23 protein-coding genes are annotated in these 25,322 nt (G+C 66.9%); 17 read left to right on the top strand and 6 right to left on the bottom strand.

The features are described from left to right. Positions 1–31: 31 nt before the first annotated feature. The 6 genes from HCU64_RS07085 to HCU64_RS07060 all read left to right on the top strand — a co-directional run bounded on the left by HCU64_RS07085 (position 32) and on the right by HCU64_RS07060 (position 4,589). Positions 32–949: a tripartite tricarboxylate transporter substrate-binding protein gene (locus HCU64_RS07085; RefSeq protein WP_233383653.1), complete on the top strand. Its 918-nt coding sequence runs from the start codon at positions 32–34 to the stop codon at positions 947–949. A gap of 118 nt (positions 950–1,067) precedes the next feature. Continuing rightward, on the top strand, positions 1,068–2,129 hold the full coding sequence (locus HCU64_RS07080) for an enoyl-CoA hydratase/isomerase family protein (protein WP_233383134.1): 1,062 nt from the start codon (positions 1,068–1,070) through the stop codon (positions 2,127–2,129). Positions 2,130–2,142: 13 nt separating this feature from the next. Beyond that, positions 2,143–2,613: a DUF6163 family protein gene (locus tag HCU64_RS07075; RefSeq protein ID WP_233383133.1), complete on the top strand. Its 471-nt coding sequence runs from the start codon at positions 2,143–2,145 to the stop codon at positions 2,611–2,613. A 216-nt stretch (positions 2,614–2,829) separates the two neighbouring features. Beyond that, positions 2,830–3,504 (top strand): PspA/IM30 family protein, encoded by a 675-nt coding sequence (locus HCU64_RS07070; protein ID WP_233383132.1) that lies wholly within the window; start codon positions 2,830–2,832, stop codon positions 3,502–3,504. Between the two features lie 39 nt (positions 3,505–3,543). Then, a complete protein-coding gene (locus HCU64_RS07065; protein WP_233383131.1) occupies positions 3,544–3,819 on the top strand; it encodes a YiaA/YiaB family inner membrane protein in 276 nt (91 codons plus the stop codon). A gap of 74 nt (positions 3,820–3,893) precedes the next feature. Then, the gene (locus HCU64_RS07060) at positions 3,894–4,589 is read left to right on the top strand and encodes a hypothetical protein (RefSeq protein ID WP_233383130.1); all 696 of its coding nucleotides are present in this window, start codon (positions 3,894–3,896) and stop codon (positions 4,587–4,589) included. Between the two features lie 18 nt (positions 4,590–4,607). Here the strand turns inward: HCU64_RS07060 and HCU64_RS07055 are convergent, their stop codons facing one another. After that, on the bottom strand, positions 4,608–5,399 hold the full coding sequence (locus tag HCU64_RS07055) for a hypothetical protein (RefSeq protein ID WP_233383129.1): 792 nt from the start codon (positions 5,397–5,399) through the stop codon (positions 4,608–4,610). 142 nt (positions 5,400–5,541) lie between these two features. Here HCU64_RS07055 and HCU64_RS07050 point away from each other — a divergent pair, with 142 nt between their 5' ends. Together HCU64_RS07050 and HCU64_RS07045 are read left to right on the top strand one after the other, a co-directional pair. Then, positions 5,542–6,468, top strand: coding sequence for an alpha/beta hydrolase (locus HCU64_RS07050; protein ID WP_233383128.1), 927 nt, complete (start codon positions 5,542–5,544; stop codon positions 6,466–6,468). Between the two features lie 130 nt (positions 6,469–6,598). Then, the gene (locus HCU64_RS07045) at positions 6,599–7,735 is read left to right on the top strand and encodes an FAD-dependent monooxygenase (RefSeq protein WP_233383127.1); all 1,137 of its coding nucleotides are present in this window, start codon (positions 6,599–6,601) and stop codon (positions 7,733–7,735) included. A gap of 34 nt (positions 7,736–7,769) precedes the next feature. On the opposite strand, the gene HCU64_RS07040 is transcribed toward HCU64_RS07045, so the two are convergent. Further along, complete coding sequence (locus tag HCU64_RS07040; protein ID WP_233383126.1) at positions 7,770–9,380, bottom strand: GGDEF domain-containing protein; 1,611 nt, start codon at positions 9,378–9,380, stop codon at positions 7,770–7,772. 505 nt (positions 9,381–9,885) lie between these two features. On the opposite strand from HCU64_RS07040, the gene HCU64_RS07035 reads away from it, so the two are divergent. The 5 genes from HCU64_RS07035 to HCU64_RS07015 all read left to right on the top strand — a co-directional run bounded on the left by HCU64_RS07035 (position 9,886) and on the right by HCU64_RS07015 (position 13,703). Further along, positions 9,886–10,605: a response regulator gene (locus HCU64_RS07035; protein WP_233383125.1), complete on the top strand. Its 720-nt coding sequence runs from the start codon at positions 9,886–9,888 to the stop codon at positions 10,603–10,605. Between the two features lie 3 nt (positions 10,606–10,608). Beyond that, a complete protein-coding gene (locus HCU64_RS07030) occupies positions 10,609–11,988 on the top strand; it encodes a sensor histidine kinase (protein ID WP_233383124.1) in 1,380 nt (459 codons plus the stop codon). 123 nt (positions 11,989–12,111) lie between these two features. After that, positions 12,112–12,390 (top strand): GCG_CRPN prefix-to-repeats domain-containing protein, encoded by a 279-nt coding sequence (locus tag HCU64_RS07025; protein WP_233383123.1) that lies wholly within the window; start codon positions 12,112–12,114, stop codon positions 12,388–12,390. A gap of 123 nt (positions 12,391–12,513) precedes the next feature. Next, complete coding sequence (locus tag HCU64_RS07020) at positions 12,514–12,786, top strand: GCG_CRPN prefix-to-repeats domain-containing protein (protein ID WP_233383122.1); 273 nt, start codon at positions 12,514–12,516, stop codon at positions 12,784–12,786. A 137-nt stretch (positions 12,787–12,923) separates the two neighbouring features. Continuing rightward, positions 12,924–13,703, top strand: coding sequence for a bestrophin-like domain (locus HCU64_RS07015; RefSeq protein WP_233383121.1), 780 nt, complete (start codon positions 12,924–12,926; stop codon positions 13,701–13,703). Positions 13,704–13,723: 20 nt separating this feature from the next. Here the strand turns inward: HCU64_RS07015 and parE are convergent, their stop codons facing one another. Beyond that, on the bottom strand, positions 13,724–15,769 hold the full coding sequence (parE, locus tag HCU64_RS07010) for a DNA topoisomerase IV subunit B (RefSeq protein ID WP_233383120.1): 2,046 nt from the start codon (positions 15,767–15,769) through the stop codon (positions 13,724–13,726). A gap of 318 nt (positions 15,770–16,087) precedes the next feature. Here parE and HCU64_RS07005 point away from each other — a divergent pair, with 318 nt between their 5' ends. After that, a complete protein-coding gene (locus tag HCU64_RS07005; RefSeq protein ID WP_233383119.1) occupies positions 16,088–16,282 on the top strand; it encodes a hypothetical protein in 195 nt (64 codons plus the stop codon). 43 nt (positions 16,283–16,325) lie between these two features. Here HCU64_RS07005 and HCU64_RS07000 read toward each other — a convergent pair whose 3' ends face one another. The 3 genes from HCU64_RS07000 to HCU64_RS06990 all read right to left on the bottom strand — a co-directional run bounded on the left by HCU64_RS07000 (position 16,326) and on the right by HCU64_RS06990 (position 20,952). Then, on the bottom strand, positions 16,326–17,378 hold the full coding sequence (locus tag HCU64_RS07000) for a threonine aldolase family protein (protein WP_233383118.1): 1,053 nt from the start codon (positions 17,376–17,378) through the stop codon (positions 16,326–16,328). 377 nt (positions 17,379–17,755) lie between these two features. After that, a complete protein-coding gene (gene topA / locus HCU64_RS06995; protein ID WP_233383117.1) occupies positions 17,756–20,419 on the bottom strand; it encodes a type I DNA topoisomerase in 2,664 nt (887 codons plus the stop codon). A gap of 149 nt (positions 20,420–20,568) precedes the next feature. Beyond that, positions 20,569–20,952, bottom strand: a complete 384-nt coding sequence (locus HCU64_RS06990; RefSeq protein WP_233383116.1) for a tautomerase family protein — start codon at positions 20,950–20,952, stop codon at positions 20,569–20,571. A 183-nt stretch (positions 20,953–21,135) separates the two neighbouring features. Here HCU64_RS06990 and HCU64_RS06985 point away from each other — a divergent pair, with 183 nt between their 5' ends. Genes HCU64_RS06985 through HCU64_RS06975 form a run of 3 tightly spaced genes read left to right on the top strand, consistent with a single transcriptional unit; the run spans position 21,136 to position 25,285 of the window. After that, positions 21,136–23,262 (top strand): O-linked N-acetylglucosamine transferase family protein, encoded by a 2,127-nt coding sequence (locus HCU64_RS06985; protein WP_325169959.1) that lies wholly within the window; start codon positions 21,136–21,138, stop codon positions 23,260–23,262. After that, complete coding sequence (locus tag HCU64_RS06980) at positions 23,262–24,530, top strand: DegT/DnrJ/EryC1/StrS family aminotransferase (protein WP_233383114.1); 1,269 nt, start codon at positions 23,262–23,264, stop codon at positions 24,528–24,530. The genes HCU64_RS06985 and HCU64_RS06980 overlap by 1 nt, the downstream gene beginning before the upstream one ends. After that, the gene (locus HCU64_RS06975) at positions 24,527–25,285 is read left to right on the top strand and encodes a WbqC family protein (RefSeq protein ID WP_233383113.1); all 759 of its coding nucleotides are present in this window, start codon (positions 24,527–24,529) and stop codon (positions 25,283–25,285) included. Before HCU64_RS06980 ends, HCU64_RS06975 begins: the two co-directional genes overlap by 4 nt. Positions 25,286–25,322 lie beyond the last annotated feature (37 nt).

Below are 25,322 nucleotides of genomic sequence, written 5' to 3'. Positions count from 1 at the left end.
GGGAGCGGTTCTGTCGGCATCGGTTCCAACAATGGCAGAGGAGGGCTACCCGGACCGACCGATCGCCCTGGTCGTGCCTTTTGCGGCCGGCGGACCGACCGATACGATCGCCCGGATCATCGCGCCGTCCATGGCGAAGGCTCTCGGGCAGACGATCCGGATCGAGAACATCTCGGGCGGCGGCGGCACCACAGGCATCACCGAGGCCTCGCGGGCCAAGCCCGACGGCTACACCATCATGGTCGGGCATATGGGCACGCATGGGGCCGCTCCGGCCCTCTTCCGCACCCTGAAATATGACCCGGCCCGCACCTTCGATCCGATCGGGGTCGCGGCGGGAACCCCGGTGCTGGTCGTCGCCCGCAAGGATTTTCCGGCGAGTGACCTGAAGGGGTTCATCGAGACCCTGCAGACCAAGGGCGCGACCTATAGCCAGGCTCATGCCGGCGTCGGTTCAGTCTCGCATTCAACCGGGATGCTGTTCGATGCGATGGTCAACGCGAAGCCGACCTTCGTCGTCTATCGCGGCACCGGCCCTGCCATGAACGACCTCGTCTCCGGACAGGTCGACTTCATGACCGATCAGATCGTCAATGTGGTGCCGCACCTGAAGGCCGGAACGATCAGGGCCTACGCCATTGCCACTCCGGAGCGTTCGCCGGCCCTCCCAGACGTCCCGACGACGCGGGAGGCTGGGCTTCCCGGCTTCGAGGTCAGCGCCTGGAACGCCGTCTTCGCGCCGAAGAACCTGCCGAAAGACGTGAGGGCAAAGCTCGTCGGCGCCCTCGACGCGGCACTCGACGACCCTACCGTGCGAGAGCGGCTGCTGAAGCTCGGCGGCAAGATCCCAACGGGCAGCGAGCGCGGCCCCGCGGCCCTGCAAAAGCTCGTGGAGAGCGAAGTTGCGCGCTGGACTCCGGCGCTGAGCGCGGCGGTCGATAACCAGTAGGCCGGCCGCCACTTTTGCGTGGCCGCGGATCGAGCCCTCTTTCCCGCGACGACAGCTCGGCCGTGATTGACGGAGCGTCTGAGACTTCGTCTAAGCGCTTCAACGAGAAGGCGCGTGCATGTCGGATCAGGCCGGTCCTGAAATCATCCTGGAAAGGCGAGGCGCGGCAGGCCTCATTACCCTCAATCGTCCGAAAGCGCTCAACGCGCTGACGCTGCCGATGATCCTAGCCATGCACGCTCAGTTGGAAGCCTGGGAAACCGACGACGCTGTCAGCCGGATCGTCATCCGCGGGGCGGGCGGACGGGCCTTCTGCGCAGGCGGCGACATCCGCCAGATATACGAACTCGGCAAGGCCGGCCGTTTCGACGAGACCATGGCGTTCTGGACCGGCGAGTATCAGCTGGACGCCTACGTGAAGCGCTATCCGAAGCCTTACATCGCGCTGATCGAGGGCGTCGTGATGGGCGGAGGCGTTGGGCTCTCGCTGCACGGGGACGTGCGCGTCGCCTCCGAGAAGTACATGTTCGCCATGCCCGAGGCCGGCATCGGCTACTTTCCCGATGTCGGAATGACCTATTCGCTTCCGCGCCTGCCAGGACGCACGGGCACCTATCTCGCCGTGACAGGAGCACGGGTCGGAGCAGGCGATGCCCTCACCCTCGGTCTCGCCACACATGCCGCGCGGGCCGCCGATTTCGAGGCCATCGTCAACGCGCTGGCGAGGGGCGAGGATATCGAGGACACGCTTGCTGCCTTCACGGCCGAACGGCCCGAGACCGGCCCGCTCGTTGCCGAGCGCAGCACGATCGACGAGTGTTTCTCCGCCCCAACCTTGCACGACGTTCTCGGCCGCCTCGACGTGGCGGCGTCGTCCGGAGCATCCTTCCCGGCTGAGACGGCGGCCCTGATCCGCTCGCGCTCGCCGACGAGTGTGCTCATCGCGTTCGAGCAGATGCGGCGTGGGATCGATCTGGACTTCGCCGAAGCAATGCTGACGGAATACCGTCTCTGCACCCGCGTGATGGGCGGCAACGACTTCTTCGAAGGCGTGCGCTCGGTCATCGTCGACAAGGACGGCGCGCCGCGCTGGCAGCCAGCCACGCTCGACGCGGTCGATCCGGCGGCGATCGCTGCTGCCTTCGAACCCCTCGACGGCCCTGAGCCGTCCTTCGCTTGAGCGGGTCCTTCCGGTGAAAGCCCTGACAAAAGTCGGCACGACGCGGGATGGCCGAGGGCGCATCGGAGGCGCCGAGGGCGCGAACGACCGTATCGAGCGTGCCGAGCGCCGGCAGACGCATTGGGACACGGTGCTGGTCTGGTTCATGCGCATCGTGGCGCTGGTCTGGGTTGCCAAGGGTGTGTTGACCTGGGCCGATATCGTCGACGTGCTTCCCGGCAGCCCTCCGTTCGAAAGCGAGCCGCTCGGCCGGCAGACGGTGATGGTCTATTTCGCCGTGATCGACTTCACCGCTGCAGTGGGCCTCTGGCTGACCAGCGCCTGGGGTGGCGTGGTCTGGCTGCTCGCCGCTACCAGCGGCATCACGCTCGCCGTGTTGACGCCTCAACTCCTGCCGATGCCGATCCTGCTGATCGTCCTGCAGGGCGCCGCCATCGTCGCTTATTTCACATTGTCCTGGCTCGCCGCCCGCGAGAACCAGTAGGCGCGCGGTTGCCGCTGCGCGGCACCGACCTCTCGTCACTCACAGCCCCGGGTCTTCCGCCAAGCGGCGAGCCGAGCCGTCACACGGCTCGCTGACATCGTCTCGGATGCAGCCGCGATGCGCATTTTGCACGATGTGCAATATCTCACTTGAACACTGTGCAAACTCGTGTGAACCATCCGGCGTGACATCGATCACGCCTGTGGAGACACACCGATGCTCAAGCTGTTCCGCATTCTCGCCCGTGGCGCCGCGGCCCGTGCCGAGGAAGAGTTACTCGACCGCAACGCGCTCCTGATCCTCGACCAGCAGGTCCGCGAGACCCGCGCCTCCCTCGAGCGCAGCCGCCGCGCTCTGGCCGCAGCCATCGCGGCCGATCAGGCCGAGGGCCGAAAACTCACCGAAATAGAGAGCCGAGCTGCGGACCTCGAAACCCGCACGATCGCGGCACTGTCCGCAGGTCGCGAGGATCTCGCTCGGGAAGCCGCCCAAGCGATCGCCGAGCTCGAATCCGAGCGAGACGCAATCCGTCAGGCGCGCAGTCGCTACGAAGCTGAAGTCGCGCGCATCCGCACGGTCGTTGCCGACGCGACGCGGCGTCAAGCCGAACTCGAGCGCGGCCGTCGCACGGCCGCAGCCGCAGAGGCCGTGCGCCGCATGCGGGTCAATCCCGGTCCGAACGAACTCGCGACACTGACCGAGGCCGAGGCCACGCTGAATCGTCTTCGCGAGCTTCAGCTGGAGGCCGCCGATACGGAGGCAGCATTGGCCGAGATCGATCCCGGCGTGGACATCGCGGAGCGCATGGCGCGCGAGGGCTTCGGCTCGAGCAGCAAGGCTACCGCCGACGCTGTGCTCGACCGGCTGCGCCGCCGTGCCGACGCCGCCTGACCTTTCACTTGCTTACGGCCATCCGAGGAAACATCCATCATGACCACCGAGACCGCACCCCAACATTCGAGCGCCTGGGTCACCTTCACCTACGGCTCCTTCATCGCCTCTGCAGCGATGGTCGCCATCGGCATCCTGTTCATGCCGATCGACTTCTGGATGAAGGGCTACTTCGCCATGGGCGTCGTCATGCTCGTCCAGTCCTGCGTGACCTGCACCAAGACGATGCGCGACGTCCACGAAAGCAAACGCATGCACAACCGAATCGAGGACGCCCGCACCGAGCGCCTGTTGATGTCGGTGGGCAAGGATTGATCCCGACAGGCTCCGGCCCGCGATGTCACGAAGGCGTCGCGGCCGGCTGATCCCTTCCGTTTTCGGAGATGATGATGACTGCCCCGAACGCCATTTCGATGGCGCCCACCGCGCTTGTCGCGCGCGAACCCAGAATTCCTCTGTCGTTGAAGCTCGCCTACTCGGCCTTCGCGCTGGTCCTGATCCCGGTCTATCTCTTCCATTACGGTCCGACGAACTTCATTTATTTCTGCGATCAGGCCGTGCTTCTCACCCTGATCGGCATCTGGATCGAGAGTCCGTTGCTGATCTCGCTCTGCACCGTCGGCATCCTGGCACCGCAGATCCTCTGGATCGTCGATTTTCTCGGCACCGCCATCGGCCGGCCGATCACGGGCATGACCGAGTACATGTTCGACCCGGCCAAACCCTTGCTCTTGCGGGCCTTGTCCGGCTTTCATGGATGGCTACCGCTGCTGCTGGTCTACCTCGTCGCCCGGCTTGGCTACGACCGCCGCGCGCTGCCGATCTGGACCGTGATGGCTGTGATCACGATCCTTGTCTGCTTCTTCCTGATGCCGGCCCCACGCACCGACGCCGGGCTGACGCCGGTGAACATAAACTACGTCTGGGGCTTCAGCGACGTGACGGCACAAGCTTGGATGCCGGCTTGGGCCTGGCTCTCGCTGATGCTCGTCGGATTGCCGCTCCTCCTGTTCTTGCCGACGCACATCGTGCTGCGCAGGTTGATGCCGGCCACTCCTCGGTTGCGCCAGCTGGAGTCGGCTTGAGCAACGATGCCGCCCGCCCTACGGCCGCCAATCCGAAAACCCCACGACCTCGTGCAGCAACCGCCGGTCGCGGGCGATCTCCCCAAAAGGTGCCAACTCCCAGCTCCAGCCCCGCTCAGGCTCGCCGAGCGTAGTGCCGTAGAGGAGATCCAACCGATCGAGCACGTGGCCTTCGCGATCTTCCTCGACCTGGTCGAGATCGGTCACGAGGCAGACACGGGCAGGGAGAGCGGCCAGCGCTTCGAGATGACGTGCCACGATCTCGCGGCCGAGGTCGTCGCCGTCATCGGGCCGCCAGCGGCCATAGCCGCGGGAGGAGGCTTCAAGGCGCTCGATGGGGCGAAGCGGAAGCTGCGAGAGCAGGTTGGCCGAGACGACCAGATCGGTCGAGCGCTCGCTGCAGATGGGCGGCAGCGGCGCTTCAAGATCCGAGCCGCGCGACAGCACGAGCGAGAAGCTGCCGCTCAGATCGGCCGTGATCATCTCGACGTTGCGATAAGGCCGAGCGCGTCGACGCGCCGCGAAGGGATGGACGACATCCACCAGGACGACCCGGGCGAATGACTTCGCGAGCATGGTGAGCGGCACGTCGTCGAGCCTGCCCGACCCAAGGATCACGGCGGTATCGTGCCGGGCTACCCCGTGGATCGCCTTGCACACGACCTCGCGGGTCGCGGCGAGATGTGGTGCCCAGGCCCGGCGGCATCGGCGCGAGCGAGAGCCAGTCCGGACCGCATCGCCGACGCAGCCGAGGCGGCGGTAGGCGAGGGGCGCGGGCGTCACCAGGGACTGGAGCATGTCGAGCAGCAAAGCCAGGTCGAGCCTCTAGAACACGGGCGGCAAGAAGAGGCAGCTGGAAATATCCGCGCTCGACGATCATGCCGGTCTCGAAGAGATCGTGTATTTGCGCCCTGGACGCCAGACGTCGAGGCGTGGCCGAGACGGTCGACGGATGAGGATCAACCGAAGGGCGCTGCTGGTCGGAGCCGGCGCGACACTCGCCGCTGGCCGCTCTGTCATCGCGGCCGAGCCCGGCTTCATCCCGCTCTGGCCGGATACGCCGCCGGGAGGCGGTGGTCCTTCGGGGCCGATGAAGGACAATGGCAGGGGCGCGATCAGCTCCATCGCATTGCCGGGCCTCGAAGCCTTCCTGCCGGAGCAACCAAACGGCGCGGCCGTGCTCATTGCGGCGGGTGGTGGCTATCGGCGGATCATGATGGATCTCGAGGCGCGGCCGGCCGGTCGCTGGCTCGCGGCGCGCGGCATCACCGCCTTCTCCCTGCTCTACCGCTTGCCACGCGAGGATTGGGCGTCAGGACGGCTGGCACCTCTGCAGGACGCCCAGCGGGCGCTCCGCCTGATCCGCGCGCGGGCCAGCCGCTACGGGCTCGATCCGGAGCATGTCGGCGTGCTCGGCTTCTCGGCGGGCGGCTATCTGATGGGACTGGCCGCAACGCGCTTCGACCTGCGGACCTACGATCCGGTGGACGCGATGGATGCCCTGTCGGCCAAGCCGTCGAGCGCAGCTTTGGCCTATCCCGTCATCACGCTGGAGCAGCCCTACGACGACAGTTCGACCGCCCATCAGGTCGTCGGACGCCATGGCGATCCTGCTCTCGCCTACGAATGGTCGGTGCAGACGGGAGTCCGGGCCGGCGGTCCGCCCGTCTTCCTGGTGCACGCCGCGGACGATCAGGTCGCAGCTGCCGCGAACACCCGGATCATGACGCAAGCCTGCATGCGGGCCGGCGTGCCCGTCGAGGAGCATCTGCCTCAGACTGGCCGCCATGGCTTCGGCATGGGCCGCCCGGGCACGGAGAGCGAGGCGTGGCCAGGCTGGTACGAGGCGTGGCTGCGACGGGCCGGCATGCTGAGCTGACGTCTCGACGGATGACGGCGCGATCGCAGCTCGGCCCAGCCCCGACGGGCAGGCCGTTCACGCGGCTGCGGGATCGTGCCATCTCCCGCACCCGTCTGCGAGGACCGCGCAAAGCAATGCACCGGAGCCCATGATGACCTCGGACCCGACCGACCGCGTGCTGATCGTCGGAGGTGGCGTCGCCGGGCTCGCGGTGGCGCGGGCTCTGCATCGCCGCAACGTCCCGGCGCTCGTCCTCGAACGCTGTTCGGGGCCGGGCGATGCGGGTCTCGCGATCAACTTGCCGGGCAACGCGATCCGCGCCCTGGCCGAGCTCGGGCTCGCCGACGCGCTGGTCAGGGCCGGCACGGCCATTCGCCACCGTTCTTACAGAACCGAGCGCGATAGGACCCTGTTTGGCATCGACGAAGGTGCGTTCTGGGATGCTGATGCGCAGCCGCGCTGCATGCGTCGCGCTGATCTGCTTCACCTGTTGAGGCTGGGCCTGCCGGACGAGACCGTCCGTGAGAATTGCGGGGTGTCCGCGATCCGACAGGACGAGACTGGCGTCACCGTCGAACTGGCGGACGGCACCAGCGAGCGCGGTTCCCTATTGGTCGGTGCTGATGGCGTCCGCTCGACGGTACGCCGTGCGCTATTCGGCGAGACGGCTCTCGGCGCGGCCGTGTTGGCCCGCGCGAGCTGGCGCTTCATGGCGCCCAATCCGGGCATTGACGGCTGGACCCTGTGGAGCGGCCGGCGCGGGCTGCTTCTACTGATCCCGGTCGAAGGCGAGGCCTATGGCTGGGCCGCCCTTACCGGGGACGTGCCGGAGAGCAGTGATCTCGCGGCAGCGGCCTCGGTCTTCGGCAGTTTTCCGCGCCCGGTGCGAGAGACTCTCGCGTCGATCCTCGCACGGCCGGACTCGATCTATCATTCGCCGCTCGAAGAGGTTCGCATCCCTCGCTGGTCGCGCGGCCGTGTGCTTCTGGTCGGCGATGCCGCACATGCCACCGCGCCGGTTTGGGCGCAGGGCGCCGCGATGGCGCTCGAGGACGCGCTGGTGCTGGCTGGCCTGCTGGCCGATTGCCCGGATTGGGGCACGGTCGGAGAGACCTACGAGAGGCTCCGCCGTCCCCGTGTCGAGCACGTCCAGGCGATGAAGGACCGGGTTTCCCGCAGCGCCCGGCTACCGGGCTGGCTGCAGCGCAGGCTGCTGCCCATCGTAGGACCGAAGAGCTACCGCTCGACCTACGAGCCGCTGAGGCAATCCGTCCTCCAGGCGTGACGCCGAACTTTGGATCGAGCGCCCCGTCGGGGCTTCACTCAGCGGCGATTGCCAGCGGGCCGGCGCCTTGGTCCAGCCCGTCCGTCGGCCCCCGCCAGCCCGAGCGCAGCGGCGCCAGGGCCACTTGGTTACGGCCATTGTGCTTGGCCCGGTAGAGGGCCGTATCGGCGGCCTTGACGAGGTCCGCGCTGTTGCTCGACGTGGCAGGGACCGAGGAAACGCCGAGCGAGGCCGAGACCTGGGCGCCGTGGGCACCCGAGAGCGCCTCGATGCGCTCGCGGATCTGCTCGGCTTTCACCGCCGCATCATCGAGATCGCAATCGGGCAGGAAGACGATCATTTCCTCGCCGCCGTAGCGGCAGGCGACGTCCGTCTCGCGCAGGGTCCCGACGATCGCCGCCGCAGCCTCGCGCAGAACGGCGTCGCCGGTCGCATGGCCGTGCTCGTCGTTGAGCCGCTTGAAGTGGTCGAGGTCGATCATGATCACCGAGACCTTGCGGCCCTCCCGCTCGGCGAGGCGCACGTATCGGTCGAGGCTGTCCTCCATGTAGCGGCGGTTGTAGAGGCCGGTGAGAGGGTCGCGCAGCGCCTGGTTGCGCAGCTTCTCGCGCAGCGCGATGTTCGACAGCGCGAGTGACATGGCATCCCCCAGCGCCGAGCTCAGCGAGAGGATGCGGGAGAGCCGCTCCTCGGCCTCCGCGCCATGGGCGAAGATCTGCAGGAGCCCGAGATTCTCGCCCCGCGCCATCATCGGAATTTCGAGGGCAGCCGCCGCCGATGCATGGTGCTCGCAGCAGAGGGCCCGGCCGCCGCTACGGTTGATGTGCGGTTTGCCCCGCTTCATCGCCCAGCACTGATTGACGGTGATCGTCTCGGGCAACGCATCGGCATCCTCGCAGGCCCAGGAGGTCGAGAGGATGAGCCGGTCCCGCGAGTTGTTGAACACATAGAGCGCGCCGCCGAATCCGCCGATCAGTTGGCCTGCGGTCGCACGCAGCACTGCGTTGGCGTCGTGACGGTCAGCCGCGCTCTGCAGCATGTCGGTCATCTCGAACAGATGGCCGACCTGGGTCCGGGATTCGTCCATCTGCGCGATGGCCGCCTGGCGTGCCCGCGCATCGCGCGCACCGGCCCGGAAGGCGAAGATCATCACGGCGCCGATGACCAGCTCAGAGAGCAGCACGAACACTTTGCCGATCTCGATGCGGGTCTCATAGCTTGCGAATTGCGAGTTCCATTCGACCAGGAAGCGATCGAAGGCAGCGCGCAATCCGGCGACCTGGGCGGCGTTGCCGCGCTCGCGCAGCATCACCTGCGCCTCGTCGAGCCGGCCATCACGGGCAACCGCCAGGACATCGGTCCAACTCGTCTCTAGGGCCTTCACGATGGCGACTGCGGATCGCCGCGTGCCGTCCGGCGCTCGCAGGAAGCGGTCGAGTTTCGTGAATTGAGTGTCCCGGCTGTGCAGCGCCTCAAGGGCGCGGCTGTAGGTTGAATGCTCGACGGCATGGTCGCCGAGCGACTTGTTGAGCACGTAGGCCTCGGCATCCATCAAGGCTTCTTGAGCGATGCGCACTTGCCGTCCGCCCTCGCGCAGATCGAGCAGGGCCTGCTGGTTCCAATTCGTGAAGAAGAACCCCGACATGACGATCGTGATCATCAAAAGGACGAGGCAGACCTGCCCGACCATTCGACGCCTGATCAATCCCTGCCGTTCATGCGGGGCGGACGCCTGAAGCGCGCTGTCGGTGATGACCATGGCTGGGCCTTGAAGGTCTCGCGAGCGGAGACCACAAGCGCCCGTTGAAGCACGAACATACCGAAACAAGCGTCAACGAAGATCGTTAATCGCACAGCAACAAATCAACTGATCGCAGGCTAATCGAGTCGAGGCAGGTTCTCAAATCGCTTTCCGTGATCGTTATTTAACGAGAAAGAGCGCGACTCCGCGACCACCTGAAGAAACTGCTTTCCAAATCTACTTGTGGCCTGGGTTTGATCTGCGCCTCGGATAGGCATCCGAATAATGATTAACAGCCGCCGACATTTTCTCGTCGCGGCCGAAGTCGGCAGATGCCTGCTCATGTAACGTTTTGTGACGCCAGCCTCTTTTGCGTTGCCGGGTCTGCGCCCACGCTTATGCTGAGCCCATGAACGACGGAACGACCCTCGCTATCGTCGAGGACGACCCCGAGATCCGCGCGCTGCTCAGCGGATTCCTCGAAGGCGAGGGGTTCTGCGTGCGCCCACTCGATGGGGGGGGTGCCCTCGACAAGCTGCTCGCGCATGGCCCGGCCCCGGACCTCGTCGTGCTCGACTGGATGCTGCCGGGTGAGGACGGGCTCTCGATCTGCCGGCGCCTGCGCGCGGCCGGAGGTCCTCCGATCATCATGCTCACCGCCAAGGACGAGGACATCGATCGGGTGCTCGGCCTCGAAATGGGAGCCGACGACTACGTCTCGAAGCCGTTCAACCCACGGGTGCTGCTCGCGCGCATTCGCGCAGTGCTGCGCCGCGCCAAGCCGGCCGCCGAGCATCACGTGGACGCGCCGGAGCGGTTGCGCGTGGCCGATCTCGTGATCGATGCCGGGGCACGCCGCGTGGTGGCCGGCGAAAGCGAGATCGTCCTGACCAGCGCCGAGTTCGACCTGCTGATGTGTTTCGTCACGCGGCCCCAGCGCGTGCTCTCCCGCGATCAGCTCCTCGACTGGACGCGCGGGCGCGTCGCCGACGCCTTCGACCGCACCATCGACGTTCAGGTCAGCCGGTTGCGCAAGCGGTTGGAGGAGAGCGGAAGCGCCGCGGCGGCGCTCATCAAGACGGTGCGGAACGCCGGCTACATCCTCGCGGCGTCGGTGGCGCAGGCCTGAACGATGCTCTCGCGCATCGGTCTGCTCGGCCGCCTCACGCTCATCCTCATGCTCGCGCTCGCCGTGATCATCGGCGCCGCCATCGCGATCGCGCATATCGAGCGCAGTACGACCCGCCAAACGTTCACCGGCCCCTATCCGCGCCTCGCCCAGGCCGCCGGCATCATCGGCCTGATGCGCGACGCGAACCCGAGCCTGCGCTCGGGCATACTGCGCGCGGTCAACGGCCTGCACATCCGCGCGTCGATCGTCGACAGTGCGCCCGCGGAGGCGCCCGACCTGCGCCGCGCACCGCGCATCGAGGCGACGCTCCGCACCTTCGGCGGCGGGGAGATCACGGGCGACCTGCGAGCCTATACCGACGCCTCCGCGCCGGAGCGCCGCTCGATCTTCCGCACCGAGGGGCGGCCGGCCCGCGTCACGTGGCAGATGCCCGACGGCAAGGTGCTGATCATCGAGGATGTCGAACCATTCCGCGGCCTTGCCCTGCGGCTGCTCGGGCTTCCGCCGGGATTGTGGATCGGCCTGCTCGGCATCCTGGTCGCCGGGCTCGCGCTCTACACCACGCAGCGCGAGATGCGCCCGCTGCGCCGCCTCACCGCCGTGGCGGAGGGTTTCGACGGCGGCCCGGTCGATCCTGAGGCCTCTGCCATCGGCTCCGATGGCGCCCCGGATATCCGCCGCCTCGCCCGCGCGGTTCAGGGCATGCAGGAGCGCGTCGCCGGGCTGCTGCAGGAGCGCTCGTTCCTGATCGGGGCGATCTCGCACGACATCAAGACCTACCTGACCCGGCTACGCCTGCGCGCCGAGGGCGTGCCGGACGAGTCCGCACGCGAGCGCATGATCGGCGATGTCGACGCCATGGCCGATCTCATCGACACCTCGCTCGCCTTCGCCCGCGGCACCGCGATCTCGCAGAGGCGCGAGCGGGTGGATCTCGCCGATCTCGCCGCGATCGAGGTGGCGGAGCGCGACGCCCTCGGTCAGCCTGTCAGCCTCGTCGGCGGCGACGCGGGAGGGCCTGACGATGCGGTCGTGGCGGGCGATGCGATCGCCTTGCGGCGGGTGCTCGCCAACCTCGTCGACAACGCGGTGAAGTTCGGCCGTGAGCGGGTCGAAGTCGCGCTGGAGGTGAGCACGGAGGCCTGCCGCGTCTGTGTCGAGGATGATGGCCCCGGCGTCTCGGAAGCACAGCGCGCTGCCATCTTCAGTCCCTTCTACCGTGTCGAGGGCTCGCGCAATCGCCGCACCGGCGGCAGCGGCCTCGGGCTGGCCATCGCCCGGCAGATCGTCGAGGCGCATGGCGGCACGCTCGCGGTGACCGAGGGTCGCCTCGGCGGCGCACGATTTTCGTTCAGCCTGCCTCGGGCCGGGCGCGGCTGAGACTCTCAGTTACAAATCGTCACAACGCGACGCGCGCACGTCACATCCGGGAAGGGAGCGGGGCGCAGCATCATCCTCACGGTCGGCCATCGAGGCCGCCGCCGCCATCGGAGGATATGTGAGATGTTGAAGACCTTCGTCGCCGCTCCCGTGCTCGCGCTCGGGATGGCCGTCTCACTGGCTGGCCCGGCCTCGGCCCTGCCGATCGTCAATGCCGTCGACACTGGCGGCGAGGCTCAGATCATCCAGGTCTATGGCGGCTGCGGCCCGATGGGCCATCGTGGCCCCTATGGCGGCTGCAGGTCGGGCGGACAATGGGGTGGCTACGGGCGCGGCCGCGCCTGCCCGCCCGGCTTCCATCTCGGCCCCTACGGTCGCAAGTGCTGGCCGAACCGCTTCTGAGGCGAAACCGGGCGTCGTGAGCCATGGGACCCGGCCGCTCGACCGAGAGGCCAGCGCGCTCGCTCGGAACATGTTCCGCGACCGCCTACGCGCCGACCCACCTCATCACAGGAAGAGAAGACCATGCGTAGCACCTGGATTGCAGCACCCCTCGTCGCCCTCGGACTGCTCGGGGCCAGCGCGGGGATCGCCGAAGCCCGCGACGGCTGCGGCCCCGGCTTCCATCGTACGCCCTGGGGCGTCTGCCGCCCCAACGCCTGGGGGCCGCGCTTCTACGGGCCCGGCGTCTGGGGCCGCCCGCACTACGGCTGGCACCGCTGGGGTGGATGGGGTGGCCCGCGCCGCTTCGGGTGGCACGGCGGGTGGCACCGGGGCGGCTGGCATCACCGCTGGTGATGGCTGAGCCCGGCCCGGCATGCGCCTGATCCTCGAGGCGCCATCGTGCTGGAGCGGCCTTCGCCGATTGCCGCCCCTCGCGCCACTCGGCATAGTCACCGTCGATCGAAACGGGGCGGCCGGACATGCTGTTGTCGATGCTGGCAACCCAGCCGATCTGGCTCTCCGGCACCCTCCTCGTCGGCGTGATGACGGCGCTCGCGATGGTCGCCCCGGTCCTCGTGCGCCGGCGCGTCGGCCTCGAGCGCCTGCGGGTCAACAACGAGGTCGCCGGCTTCACCTTCGCCACGGTCGGCGTGCTCTACGCGGTGCTGCTCGCCTTCGCCGTCATCATCGCCTGGGAAAAATTCAGCGAGGCCGAGGGCGCCGCCGCGAAGGAAGCCGGCTCGGTCGCGACCCTCTACCGCCTGTCGCAGGGGATCGAGGGCGAGCCCGGCGCCGCCTTCCGCACCGCCCTGATCCACTACGGCAAGACGGTCATCGCCGAGGAATGGCCAGCAATGGAACGCGGCGAGGCCAGCCGCGCCGCGACCCGGGCGCTCGACGGGGCCTACGCGGCCTTGCTCGCTTTCCACCCCGGCGACGGCCGCGGCAACGCCGTGCTGGCCGAGGCCCTCGACCAGCTCGACGGCGTGACCCAGGCGCGCCGCCTGCGGCTCGTGCTGGCGCCGGGCGTGGTGCCGCGGGTGCTGTGGTTCATCCTGTCGAGCGGCGCGATCCTGACGCTCGTCTTCACGCTGTTCTTCGGAACCCAGAACCTGCGCGCCCAGATGCTAATGACCGGCATCCTGGCCTTCCTGATCTTTTCCGGCCTCCTCGTCATCACCGCCATAGACCGGCCCTTCGCAGGGGCGGTGAAAGTGGCGCCGCACGCGATGGAGGCCGTGCTGGGGGATTTTGAGCGCGGGGAGCGCTGAAAGGCTGGCTTGCGCCCGACCTAAATATCCAGCTCTGCCCCATCCGCAAACGCTGCGCGCTCCTGAATAAACGCGAACCGCGCCTCCGGCTTGTTGCCCATCAGGCGCTCGACGGTGTCGCCCGTCGATTCCCGCGCCTCGTCCAGCACGGCAACGCGAAGGAGCGTGCGCTTCTTCGGGTCCATCGTGGTTTCCTTCAACTGGGCCGGCATCATCTCGCCGAGGCCCTTGAAGCGGCCGATCTCGACCTTGCCGTTCTTGAACACCGTCTTGATGATCCGGTCCTTGTCCGCATCGTCGCGGGCATAAGCCGTCTTCGAGCCCTGCTGCAGCCGGTAGAGCGGCGGGATCGCGAGGTAGAGGTGGCCCTTGTCGATGAGCCGGGGCATCTGCCGGTAGAAGAAGGTGATCAAGAGCGAGGCGATGTGCGCGCCGTCCACATCGGCGTCGGTCATGATGATCACGCGCTCGTAGCGCAGATCAGCCTCCTTGAACTGCGCGCCGGTGCCGCAGCCGAGCGCCAGCGTCAGGTCGCCGATGAGCTGGTTGGCGCCGAGTTTTTCGCGCGTAGCGCTGGCGACATTGAGGATTTTCCCGCGCAAGGGCAGGATCGCTTGGGTCTTGCGGTCGCGCGCCTGCTTGGCCGAGCCGCCGGCCGAGTCGCCCTCGACGATGAAGATCTCGGAATCGGTGGTGCCGGCATTGGAGCAATCGGCGAGCTTGCCGGGCAGGCGCAGCTTGCGTGTGGCGCTCTTGCGGGCGACCTCCTTCTCCTGGCGGCGGCGCATGCGCTCGTCGCAGCGCTCGATCACCCAATCGAGCAGTCGGTTGGCCTGGGCCGGGGAGGCGGCGAGCCAGTGGTCGAAGGCGTCGCGGATCGCGGTCTCGACGATGCGCGAGGCCTCGACGGTAGCGAGCTTGTCTTTGGTCTGGCCCTGGAACTCGGGCTCGCGGATGAAGACGGAGAGCATGGAGGCGCAGGTCGCCATCACGTCGTCCGTGGTGACGTTGGCCATGCGCTTGGACTGGTTCACCCGCTCGGCATGTTCGCGCAGAGCCCGGAGCAGGGCGACGCGCAGGCCGGATTCGTGGGTGCCGCCCTCCGGCGTCGGGATCGTGTTGCAGTAGGAGGACGAGACACCGTCATCCTGCACCATCCAGGCGACGGCCCATTCGAGCGAACCGTGGCCGCCTGGCTTGGTGATCTTGCCCGAAAAAACCGCGTCGGTGACGAGCTCCTTGCCCTCGATCTCGCGGCCGAGATAGTCGCGCAGGCCGCCGGGGAACTTGTGCACGGCTTCCGTGGGCACGCCCTCCATGCCCTCGACGAGGGACGGCGCGCAGCGCCAGCGGATCTCGACGCCGCCGAACAGATAGGCCTTGGAGCGCGCCATCTTGAAGAGGCGGCGCGGGTCGAAATGGTGGGCCCCGAAAATTTGCGCATCGGGGTGGAAGCGGGTGCGGGTGCCGCGCCGGTTGTTGACGCGGCCGACCTCGACCAGCGGCCCCTGCGGCAGGCCGCGGGAGAAGGTCTGGCGGTAGAGGGTCTGGTTGCGGGCAACCTCGACCTCCAGCAGGTCGGAGAGGGCGTTCACCACCGAAATGCCGACGCCGTGCAGGCCGCCGGAGGTCTCGTAGACCTTCGAGTCGAATTTTCCGCCGGCATGCAGCGTGGTCATGATGACCTCGAGCGCCGACTTGCCCGGAAATTTCGGGTGCGGGTCGATCGGGATGCCGCGGCCATTGTCGGTGACGACGAGCGTGCCGCCTTCCTCGAGCTCGACCTCGATGAAGCTGGCGTGTCCCGCCACCGCCTCGTCCATCGAGTTGTCGATCACCTCGGCGAAGAGGTGGTGCAAGGCGCGGTCGTCCGTGCCGCCGATATACATGCCTGGCCGACGCCGCACCGGCTCCAGCCCCTCCAGCACCTCGATGGCGGAGGCATCGTAGCCGGCCTCGGCGCTCGCGGGCGCCGGCACCACGGCTGGCTTGCGGCGGGGTTCAGCGGGGTCCTTCGGCGCGGCTTTCGCCCCGGGACCGAACAGATCGCGCGCAGGATCACTCACGCGGCGGCTCCGAGCGGCGGAAAGGGGACGCGCAGCATTCGCTTTCATACCTCGTCATGTACCGGAACAAACAGGAAACAGAAAGCCGCTTCCCGAGTGCCGGAGGCCATGCACCATCGCATAGGGGCTGGGGGTGGTGCCAGTGATCGGCGGCAACGCCGGCGCGCCGCGTGAAGGCGGTGTCACCGAACTGTCGGACGGCCATGGTTAAAATCGTCTCGCCTGCACTTTAGCGCCGGAACCAAATCGGAGTTTTGCGCGTTGGTATCCGAATGCTTAAGCTTAGCAGCCGACTCGGCTGACAGGGAGACGCCTCCGATGACCACCGCCGCCGCCCAAGCGCGTCATCTCTCCCTCGTGCGCCTGGAGCAGGCGGCCGGCCAAGCCTTCGGCTGCGCCGAGGAGGTCGAGAAGGTGGTGGCCTCCCGCGCCATGTCGCTGCTGACCCCCACGACGATCACCATCGCCACGGTTGCGACGGCCGTGGCGGCGACGATCACCTATCTGGTCTGATTCCCCACTCGTCAGAGCGAGCTGCAGGCGAAGCCATCACGGCTCACGCGGCCGCCAAAACGGCGCAGTCGCGAATGTCGCGCGCCAGCGCATCGACTCGCTCGGGCGCCGTGTCCCAGGCGAACATGAACCGCGCTCCACCGCCGATGAAGGTGTAGAAGCGCCAGCCCTTCAGCCGCAGCGCGTCGAGGACCTCCGGCGGCATCGAGAGAAACACCGCGTTCGCCTCCACCGGAAACATCGCGGCGATACCCGGCACGTCCGAGACCGCATCGGCGAGCCTGCGGGCGCAGGCATTGGCGTGGCCGGCATTGCGGAGCCACGCCCCGCTCTCCAGCATCCCGACCCAGGGCGCCGAGAGGTAGCGCATCTTCGAGGCGAGCTGGCCGGCCTGCTTGCAGCGGTAGTCGAAATCCTCGGCCAGCGCCCGGTCGAAGAACAGGATGGCCTCGCCCACCGCCATGCCGTTCTTGGTGCCGCCGAAACAGAGCACGTCGATCCCAGCCTTCCAGGTCAGCTCCGCGGGGGACAGTCGAAGCGCAGCGCAGGCATTGGCGAAGCGCGCTCCGTCCATGTGGAGGCGCAAGCCGAGACTGCGGCAGGTCTCCGATAAAGCCTGAAGCTGCGCGATCGAATAGACCCGGCCGGTCTCGGTGGATTGCGTGATCGTGACCGCGCGCGGCTTCGGGTAGTGGATATCGCTGCGCCGCTCGGCCACCGCGCGCACCGAGGCCGGCGTCAGCAGCCCGTCAGCGCTCGGGGCGACCAGCAGCTTCGAGCCGTTGGAGAAGAATTCCGGAGCGCCGCATTCGTCGGTCTCGACATGGGCGCTCTCGGCACAGATCACGCTGTGATAGCTCTGGCAGAGCGAGGCCAGCGCCATCGAATTCGCGGCCGTGCCGTTGAAGGCGAAGAAGACCTCGCAATCGGTCTCGAACAGCGCGCGGAAGGCATCCGACGCCCGCTGGGTCCAGGCATCGGCGCCATAGGCCGGTGCGTGCCCCGCATTGGCCTGCTCCATCGCCGCCCAGGCCTCGGGGCAGACCCCCGAATAGTTGTCGCTGGCGAATTGCTGCTCTTTGAGGATCTCGGCCACGTACGCTGTCCCATTCGGATGAACTGACGCACGGCGAAGTCCCTTTGATTGCCGGACCGGCCGCATCCCCTTGGTTTGCCAAGACGCATTTTCTACACGCGAACCGGGGTCCACTTCGCTCGAAAATGCTCTCGCGAGGGCGCCACCTTACCGGGAGGGCAGGTTGGCGTTGAGCGTCGGCTCAACTCGTGATGCTGATTGCGAGGTTATTCGGCGGAGGAGGGCGCTGCAAGCGCCCATCCAAAACACAACCTCACCCTGTGACGTGCCGAAGCGAAGCGCAGGTCTCGACGGATCATCCAGTCTGCGTGAAGCCGCCTGGAGGACCCTTCGAGACCGCCGCGCGCATCTCAGGCTGGGATCGCCGGGGCGAGCGACTAGCTCGCGCCCTTCTTGGCAGCCGGCTTCTTGGCCGCGGCCTTTTTCGCGGGCGCCTTCTTCGCAGCGGCAGCGGTCTTGGCCGGAGCCTTTCGCCCGCGCGCCGAACCCTTCTTGCCGCCGCCCGAGGCGCGCTTGGCGTTCACCAAGTCGATAGCCTGGGCGAGCGTCAGCGAATCCGAGGACATCGTCTTCGGTAGCGTGGCGTTGACCTCGCCGTCGCTGACGTAGGGGCCGTATTTGCCGGCCTTCACCACGAGGTCGCGGCCCGAGGCCTCGTCCTTGCCGAGCGCCCGGCCCGGATCGCTCGACGGCCGGCCGCGGCCGCCGCCCTGTTCCTTGGCGACGATCAGGTCGATGGCGCGGTTGCCGCCGATCTCCAGCACGTCGTCGTCCTTGCCGAGATTGGCGTAGGTGCGGCCGTGCTGAACATAGGGGCCGTAGCGGCCGATGCTGGCGAGGATCGGCTCGCCGGTCTCGGGGTGCTTCGCCACCTCGCGCGGCAACGCGAGCAGCTTGAGGGCAATCTCCAGGGTGACGTCACCGGAGGACAGGCCACGCGGCAGCGAGGAGCGTTTGGGCTTCTCCGCATCCTTCTCGGCGGCTTGCTCGCCGAGCTGAACGAAGGTGCCGAAGCGGCCGTCGCGCAGGGTCACCTGCAGGCCGGTTTTCGGGTCCTCGCCGAGCACGCGAACGCCGGGCTGGCCGCCCTCCGAGGTGCCTTCGCCTTCGCCCTCGACGCCGGAGGTCGCGAGCTGGCGGGTGTACTTGCACTCCGGATAGTTCGAGCAACCGATGAAGGCCCCGTATTTGCCGAGCTTCAGCGAAAGCTGGCCGGTGCCGCAGGTCGGGCAGACACGCGGGTTCGAGCCGTCCGCCTTCTCCGGGAAGATGTGCGGGCCGAGCAGCTCGTTGAGCGCCTCCAGCACCTCGGCGACACGCAGCTCCTTGGTGCCGTCGATCGCCGCGGAGAACTCGCGCCAGAAGTCGCGCAGAACCTGGCGCCAGTCGATCTCGGCGTTCGAGACGCGGTCGAGCTGCTCTTCCAGGTCGGCGGTGAAATCGTACTCGACGTAGCGCTTGAAGAAGCTTTCCAGGAAGCCGGTGACGAGGCGGCCCTTGTCCTCCGGCTGCAGGCGCTTCTTCTCGATCTTCACGTATTCACGGTCGCGCAGCGTCTGCAGCACGGCGGCGTAGGTCGAGGGCCGGCCGATGCCGAGCTCTTCCATGCGCTTGACGAGACTGGCCTCGGAATAGCGCGGCGGCGGCTCGGTGAAGTGCTGGGTCGAAGCGATGCGCTCGCGCTTGAGCGGATCGCCCGCCTTCATCGGCGGCAGGCGCTTGCCCTCCTCGTCCTCCTCGTCGTCCTTGCCCTCCTGGTAGAGGGTCAGGAAGCCGTCGAACTTCACGACCTGGCCGGTGGCGCGCAGTTCGATGGTGCGGGGGCCGACCTTGGCCGTGATGTCGACCGTGGTGCGCTCGAGTTCGGCCGATTCCATCTGGCTGGCGACGGTGCGGATCCAGATCAGCTCGTAGAGCCGGGCCTGCTCGGGATCGAGCATGCGCGCGACCTGCTTCGGCAGGCGGCCCATGTCGGTCGGGCGCACGGCCTCGTGGGCCTCCTGCGCGTTCTTGGCCTTCACCGAGTACTTGCGCGGCACGTCCGGAACGTAGCGGTCGCCGTATTCCTTGCCGATCACCGAGCGCGCGTCGCGGATCGCCTCCGGCGCCATGTCGACGCCGTCGGTACGCATGTAGGTGATGAGGCCCACCGTCTCGCCACCGATATCGACGCCCTCGTAGAGCCTTTGCGCGACGCGCATGGTCTGCGCCGGCGCCATCCCGAGCTTGCGCGAGGCCTCCTGCTGCAGGGTCGAGGTGGTGAAGGGCGGAGCCGGGTGGCGCTTGGCGGGCTTGGCCTCGACGGAGGCCACCGCGAAGGTCGCGAGTTCAAGATCCTTCTTGAAGCGCGCGGCCTCTTCGCCGGTGCCGACATCGAGTCGCTGGATCCGCTTGCCGTCGGCGCCGGTCAGCCGCGCCTCGAACACCGCGCCCTCGGCGGTGGCGAGCGTCGCGACGATCGACCAGTATTCGCGCGGCTTAAAGCGCTCGATCTCCATCTCGCGCTCGACGACGAGGCGGAGCGCCACCGACTGCACGCGGCCGGCGGACTTGGCGCCGGGCAGCTTGCGCCAGAGAACCGGCGAGAGGTTGAAGCCGACGAGGTAGTCCAGCGCGCGGCGGGCGAGATAGGCGTCGACCAAAGCCTGGTCGATCTGGCGCGGCTTGCGCATCGCCGCATCGACCGAAGACTTGGTGATGGCGTTGAAGGTCACGCGCTCGATCGGGATGCCCTTGAGCACCTTCTTGGCGGTCAGCGCCTCGACCACGTGCCAGGAAATCGCCTCGCCCTCGCGATCCGGGTCGGTGGCGAGGATCAGCTTCTCGGCGCCCTTGACCGCCTTGGCGATCTCCGAGACCCGCTGCGAGCCCTTGTCCTGGAGCTCCCAGAGCATCGCGAAGTCGGCCTCCGGATCGACCGAGCCGTCCTTGGGCGGCAGGTCGCGGATATGGCCGAAGGAGGCCAGGACTTCATAGTCCTTGCCGAGGTACTTGTTGATCGTCTTGGCCTTGGCCGGCGACTCGACGACGACGACTTTCATATACCTCTGCCCCTGACGAAGCCTCGGCGCGACGACCTGTTTTTAGGAGTTGCGCAGGTGCGCTCCCGGCAACTGCCAGGGCCTCGCGCCGCGGAGAAGTGGGTTAGGCCGCGCGGCTTGTCAAATCGGGAATGTCGCGGGCCGACTCTTCACGGGGCGATCTGGGCCTCGCCGTCACCGAACGACCAGTCGATGCGCTCGTTCTCGCGGAGCGTGATCATCACGTCCTGTGGACGAATGTTTCCGCGCCGCTCCAGGTTCGCGACGATGGTCCGGTAGAGCGCGCGCTTCTGCGCATCGGTCCTCCCGCTCCGCATCAAGATCTCGACGATGATCGCCTCGGATGAACGCGAGACGCCAAGATAGCCGGGGTCGATCCTGAGCATGTGGTTCTGGTGCTCGGTGAGCACCTGGAAGAAATCGTCCGCTGGCACGTCGATCGTCGCGATCATCGCGTCCTGGATGCCACCGGACAGCATCTGCGCGAACGCCGCGTCCCTGCCGGCAGGAATGGCGATGCGAACGAGGGGCATGATGCTCTCCAGCATTGGCACAGACTTCGACGTAGCCTTCCCAGTCATCCAGCAAGAAACGCACGGGTCGAGGTCGAAGATCGCGTGTGGGCGAGTGGATTAACTCGCCATTAACCATGAATTTCCTACGCTACACGGCATCTCAAGGGCCGAGAAATGTTGAAGCACCGCGCACCGCGCTCCATGAGGCGTTCACGTGGTGCGCTTGCGGTCGAGCACCTCGTTTCGGAAGCCTCGAGACATCGGGCACAGGGCCGCTACGACAAGGCCCGTGACAGGCTGAAGCTCGTTCTCGACGCCGATCCGCTCCACACGGACGGGCATTTCGAAGCGGGCATGCTTGCTCGACAAACCGGCAAGAGCGAGCCCGCCATCCAGCATTTCGTGGCTGCCTTGAGAGGCGCGCCCGATCGCGCCGATTGTTGGCTGGCACTCGCGGCGATGCTGACGGAGACCAACAGGCTTGGCGACGCCCGAGCCCTGATGGAGAAATTCAAGACGCAGGGCTTTTCGGCCGAACAGGTCGGCGTCGTCCTGAAGGCGTTTGTCGACGATGCCTATAGCAAGGGCCGCGCTCTTTACGACACTGACGATCTCGTCCGCTCCGAGTCGTTCTTCGAACTCGTCATCGCCTTCGACGAAACCCACGCTGACGCGACGTATTACGCCGGGGTCATCGCCGCGCGCACCAATCGCCTGCAGGCGGCCTTCGATCTCCTCGGCATCGCGATCTATCGGGATCCGACACGCGCTGCCTTCTTCACGACCCTCGGCACGCTCCTGCACACGATGGGTGACGATGTCGGGTCGATCTCGGCCCAGGAGAAGGCGATCGCGCTCGATCCGGACCTCGCCATGGCGCATTCCAACCTAGCGGCTGTCCTTACGAAGCACGGGGACATCGGACGGTCCATCGAGCATGCGCGACGGGCGATCGCGCTCGATCCGAGTTACGCGGGCGCCTACGTGAATCTCGGTGTCGCGTTGAAGACGCTCGGTGAGATGCCGAACGCGATCGAGGCCTATGACAAGGCCCTCTCGCTCGATCCCACGATGCAGCACGCGCATTCCAATCGGCTGTTCGCCAAGCTCTATGCCGAGAGCTTTTCGCCGGAAGACTATGCGCGGGACGCGAGAACCTACGCCGCGACCTTTGCCGACCACGCGCTCCGGACGAGGCCCTTCGCTCATGATCGTGATCCGAACCGCCAACTGAGGATCGGCTTCGTTTCGAGCGACCTCTTCGGCCACGCCGTCGCGCGGTTCCTGGAGCCGTGCTTGGCGCATCTGGATCGATCGCAGCTCCACATCCGCGCCTACATGGCGCGGGTCGCCGAAGACGAGACCTCCGCTCGCCTGCGCACGCTCTTCGACGGCTGGGCCAACATCGCCGGGCTCAACGACGATGAGGCAGCCGATCTCATCGAAGCCGATGCGATCGACATCCTCGTCGATCTCTCGGGTCACAGCGGCGGTCATCGACTCCTGGTCTTCGCCCGCAAGCCGGCGCCGATTCAGGTGACATGGATCGGGCATCCCGCCACGACCGGGCTGGCCGCGATGGACTACCGGCTCACTGACGGATTTCACGATCCGGAAGGGCTGACCGAACACCTCCATACCGAGACCCTCTGGAGGCTGCCGGGCGTGTCGGCCACTTATCAGCCACCGGCCGACATTCCCGACATCCGCGCCCGGATGCCGTTCGACGACAACGGCTTCGTCACGTTCGGCGCGCTCAACCGCTTCGAGAAAATCGGCGACGAAGCGCTCGGATGCTGGGCACGCATCCTTCGGGAGACGCCCGATGCACGCCTGTTCATGGTGATCAACGACGTCGACAAACCCGGGACGCGCGCTCGGATCGAGGCGCGGCTGGAACAGGCCGGTTTGCCGCTCGACCGCCTGAATCTGCACCCGAGAGTCACTTCCGGCTACTTCGAGCTCTACCACCGCATCGACATCCTCCTGGACCCCTTCCCCTATTCGGGCGGGACCACCAGCTGCGACACTCTTTGTATGGGTGTGCCCTTCGTGACGCTCGGCGGCAGGCATGCACCTGCGCGCGCCGGGGTGCTGGTGCTCAGCGCCGTCGGGCTACAGGAGCTGATCGCCGAGACGACGGCGCAATACGTCGATCTGGTACTCGCGCTCGCAGGCGATCCCACCCGGCTGCGCGCGATCCGCTCGGGATTGCGCGAGCGCATGTTCTCGAGCGCCCTCATGGATCCGAAGCGCCTCGCCGCCGATATCGGCGACGCCTTCCGAGCCATGTGGCAGCGTTGGCTCGCAGCCACGGGAAACCCCTGATGTCCCGCGCCGCACTTCGGTCGACGGACGGCGCCCCGCCCGAGCGCGTCAGCCGACGCCGTTCCCCCAGACAGAAGACCATCCGCGAGCTCGCGGTGATGCTGGAGGAAGGGGTCGCGCAGGCCTTCGAGACGAAGGCGGTCGCAGCTCCGACACCTGCCGTCGACGAGCCCGTCTACGTCACGCGCCCGTACCTGCCGCCCTTCGAGGAATTCGAGCCGCTGCTGCGCCGGATCTGGGAGACCCGGGTCCTCAGCAATGGCGGACCCTACCACAAGGAGTTGGAAGCGCGGCTCAGAGATCATCTCGGCGTGCCGCAGGTCGCGCTGTTGAACAATGCGACCTCGGCATTGATCATGGCCCTGCGCGCGCTCGACCTGTCGGGCGAGGTCATCACGACCCCATACTCCTTCGTAGCGACCTCGCATGCGCTGCTGTGGAGCGGTCTCACTCCCGTGTTTGCGGACATCGATCCGCAGACGCTCAACCTCGATCCCGCGGCCATTGAAGCCGCGATCACGCCTCGGACAACCGCGATCCTGCCGGTTCACTGCTACGGCCGGCCCTGCGACATCGAGGCGATCGAGGCCATCGCCCGAAGGCACGGCCTCAAGGTGATCTACGACGCCGCCCATGCTTTCGGCGTGAGCTATCGTGGACGTAGCGTGCTGAGCTACGGCGACCTTTCCGTCCTCAGCTTCCACGCCACGAAGGTGTTCAACACGTTCGAGGGCGGCGCGATCGTCTGCCACGACGCCGCGATGAAGGACCGGATCGAAAAGCTCAAGAATTTCGGTTTCGAGAGCGAGACCTCGGTTATCGACGTCGGCCTCAACGGCAAGATGAGCGAGTTCAACGCTGCGCTCGGGCTACTCCAACTCCGGCACATCGATGCGGCCATCGATCAGCGGCGGGTGATCGACGCGCGCTATCGACGGGAGCTGGCCGGCATTCCCGGCATCCGGTGTCTCGCCCCGGCTGATGATTGCGCCACCAACTACTCGTATTTCCCGATCCTGATCGATCCGGAATATCCCATCGATCGGAATGCATTGTACGAGGTCTTGAAGGCCGACGGCCTCCACGCCAGACGCTACTTCCACCCGCTGATCTCGGACTTCCCGATGTACAGCGGCCTCCCAAGCGCGAGCCGCGAAAACTTGCCTGTCGCGGCATCGGCCGCCGACCGGATCCTGTGCCTTCCGATCTATCCAGACCTCGAGGAGCGCGCCCTGGCGCGCATCATAGGCCGGATCAGATGCCCATGAAGGTTGCGATCATGCAGCCTTACCTGTTTCCGTATATTGGCTACTTCCAGCTGATTGCGGCCGTGGATCAGTTCGTCGTCTACGACACGGCGAAATACACCAAGAAGGGCTGGATCAATCGCAATCGCTTCCTGCGCGATGGCGAGGCCGTAATCTTCACCCTTCCGATCGAGAAGGATTCCGACACGCTCGACATCGTCGACCGTCACGTCTCGGCGGAGTTTTCGGCCGACAAGCTCCTGGCGCAACTGCAGCAAGCCTATCGGCGCGCGCCCCATCTTTCCGAAACCATGCCGCTGCTGGAAGCCACGCTTCCTCACCGCGCCGCGAACCTCTTCGACTATCTGCACCGGACGCTGGTCCTGACCTGCCGGCACCTGGGGATCGCGACGCCGATCCGAATTGCCTCGGCCGTCGAGGGAACGACCACCTTGCGCAAGCAGGACAGGGTGATCGGCATCTGCGAGCGGCTCGGCGCGACGACCTACGTCAACGCGATCGGCGGCCTCGATCTGTATGATCCGCCGGCCTTCGCGGAGTGGGGCATGCAACTGCGCTTCCTGCGCTCGAAGCCATTGGCCTACGCTCAGTTCGAGCATGGCTTCGTGCCCTGGCTGTCGATCATCGACGTGCTGATGTTCAATTCGCGCGATCGGCTGCGGGACATGCTGAGCCAAGGCTACGATCTGATCGAGCGGCCGGAGGCAGCGGAACGCCCCGATGCAAGCTTCGTCGAACCTTCGCTGCTCCAGTAGTCACCGACGGGCAAGACGGAGCGACAGGCTATGCTTC

The organism is Methylobacterium sp. C25 (assembly GCF_021352225.1).
In the GTDB taxonomy this organism is placed as follows: Bacteria; Pseudomonadota; Alphaproteobacteria; order Rhizobiales; family Beijerinckiaceae; genus Methylobacterium.
This window is presented reverse-complemented; position numbering and strand designations above follow the sequence as displayed.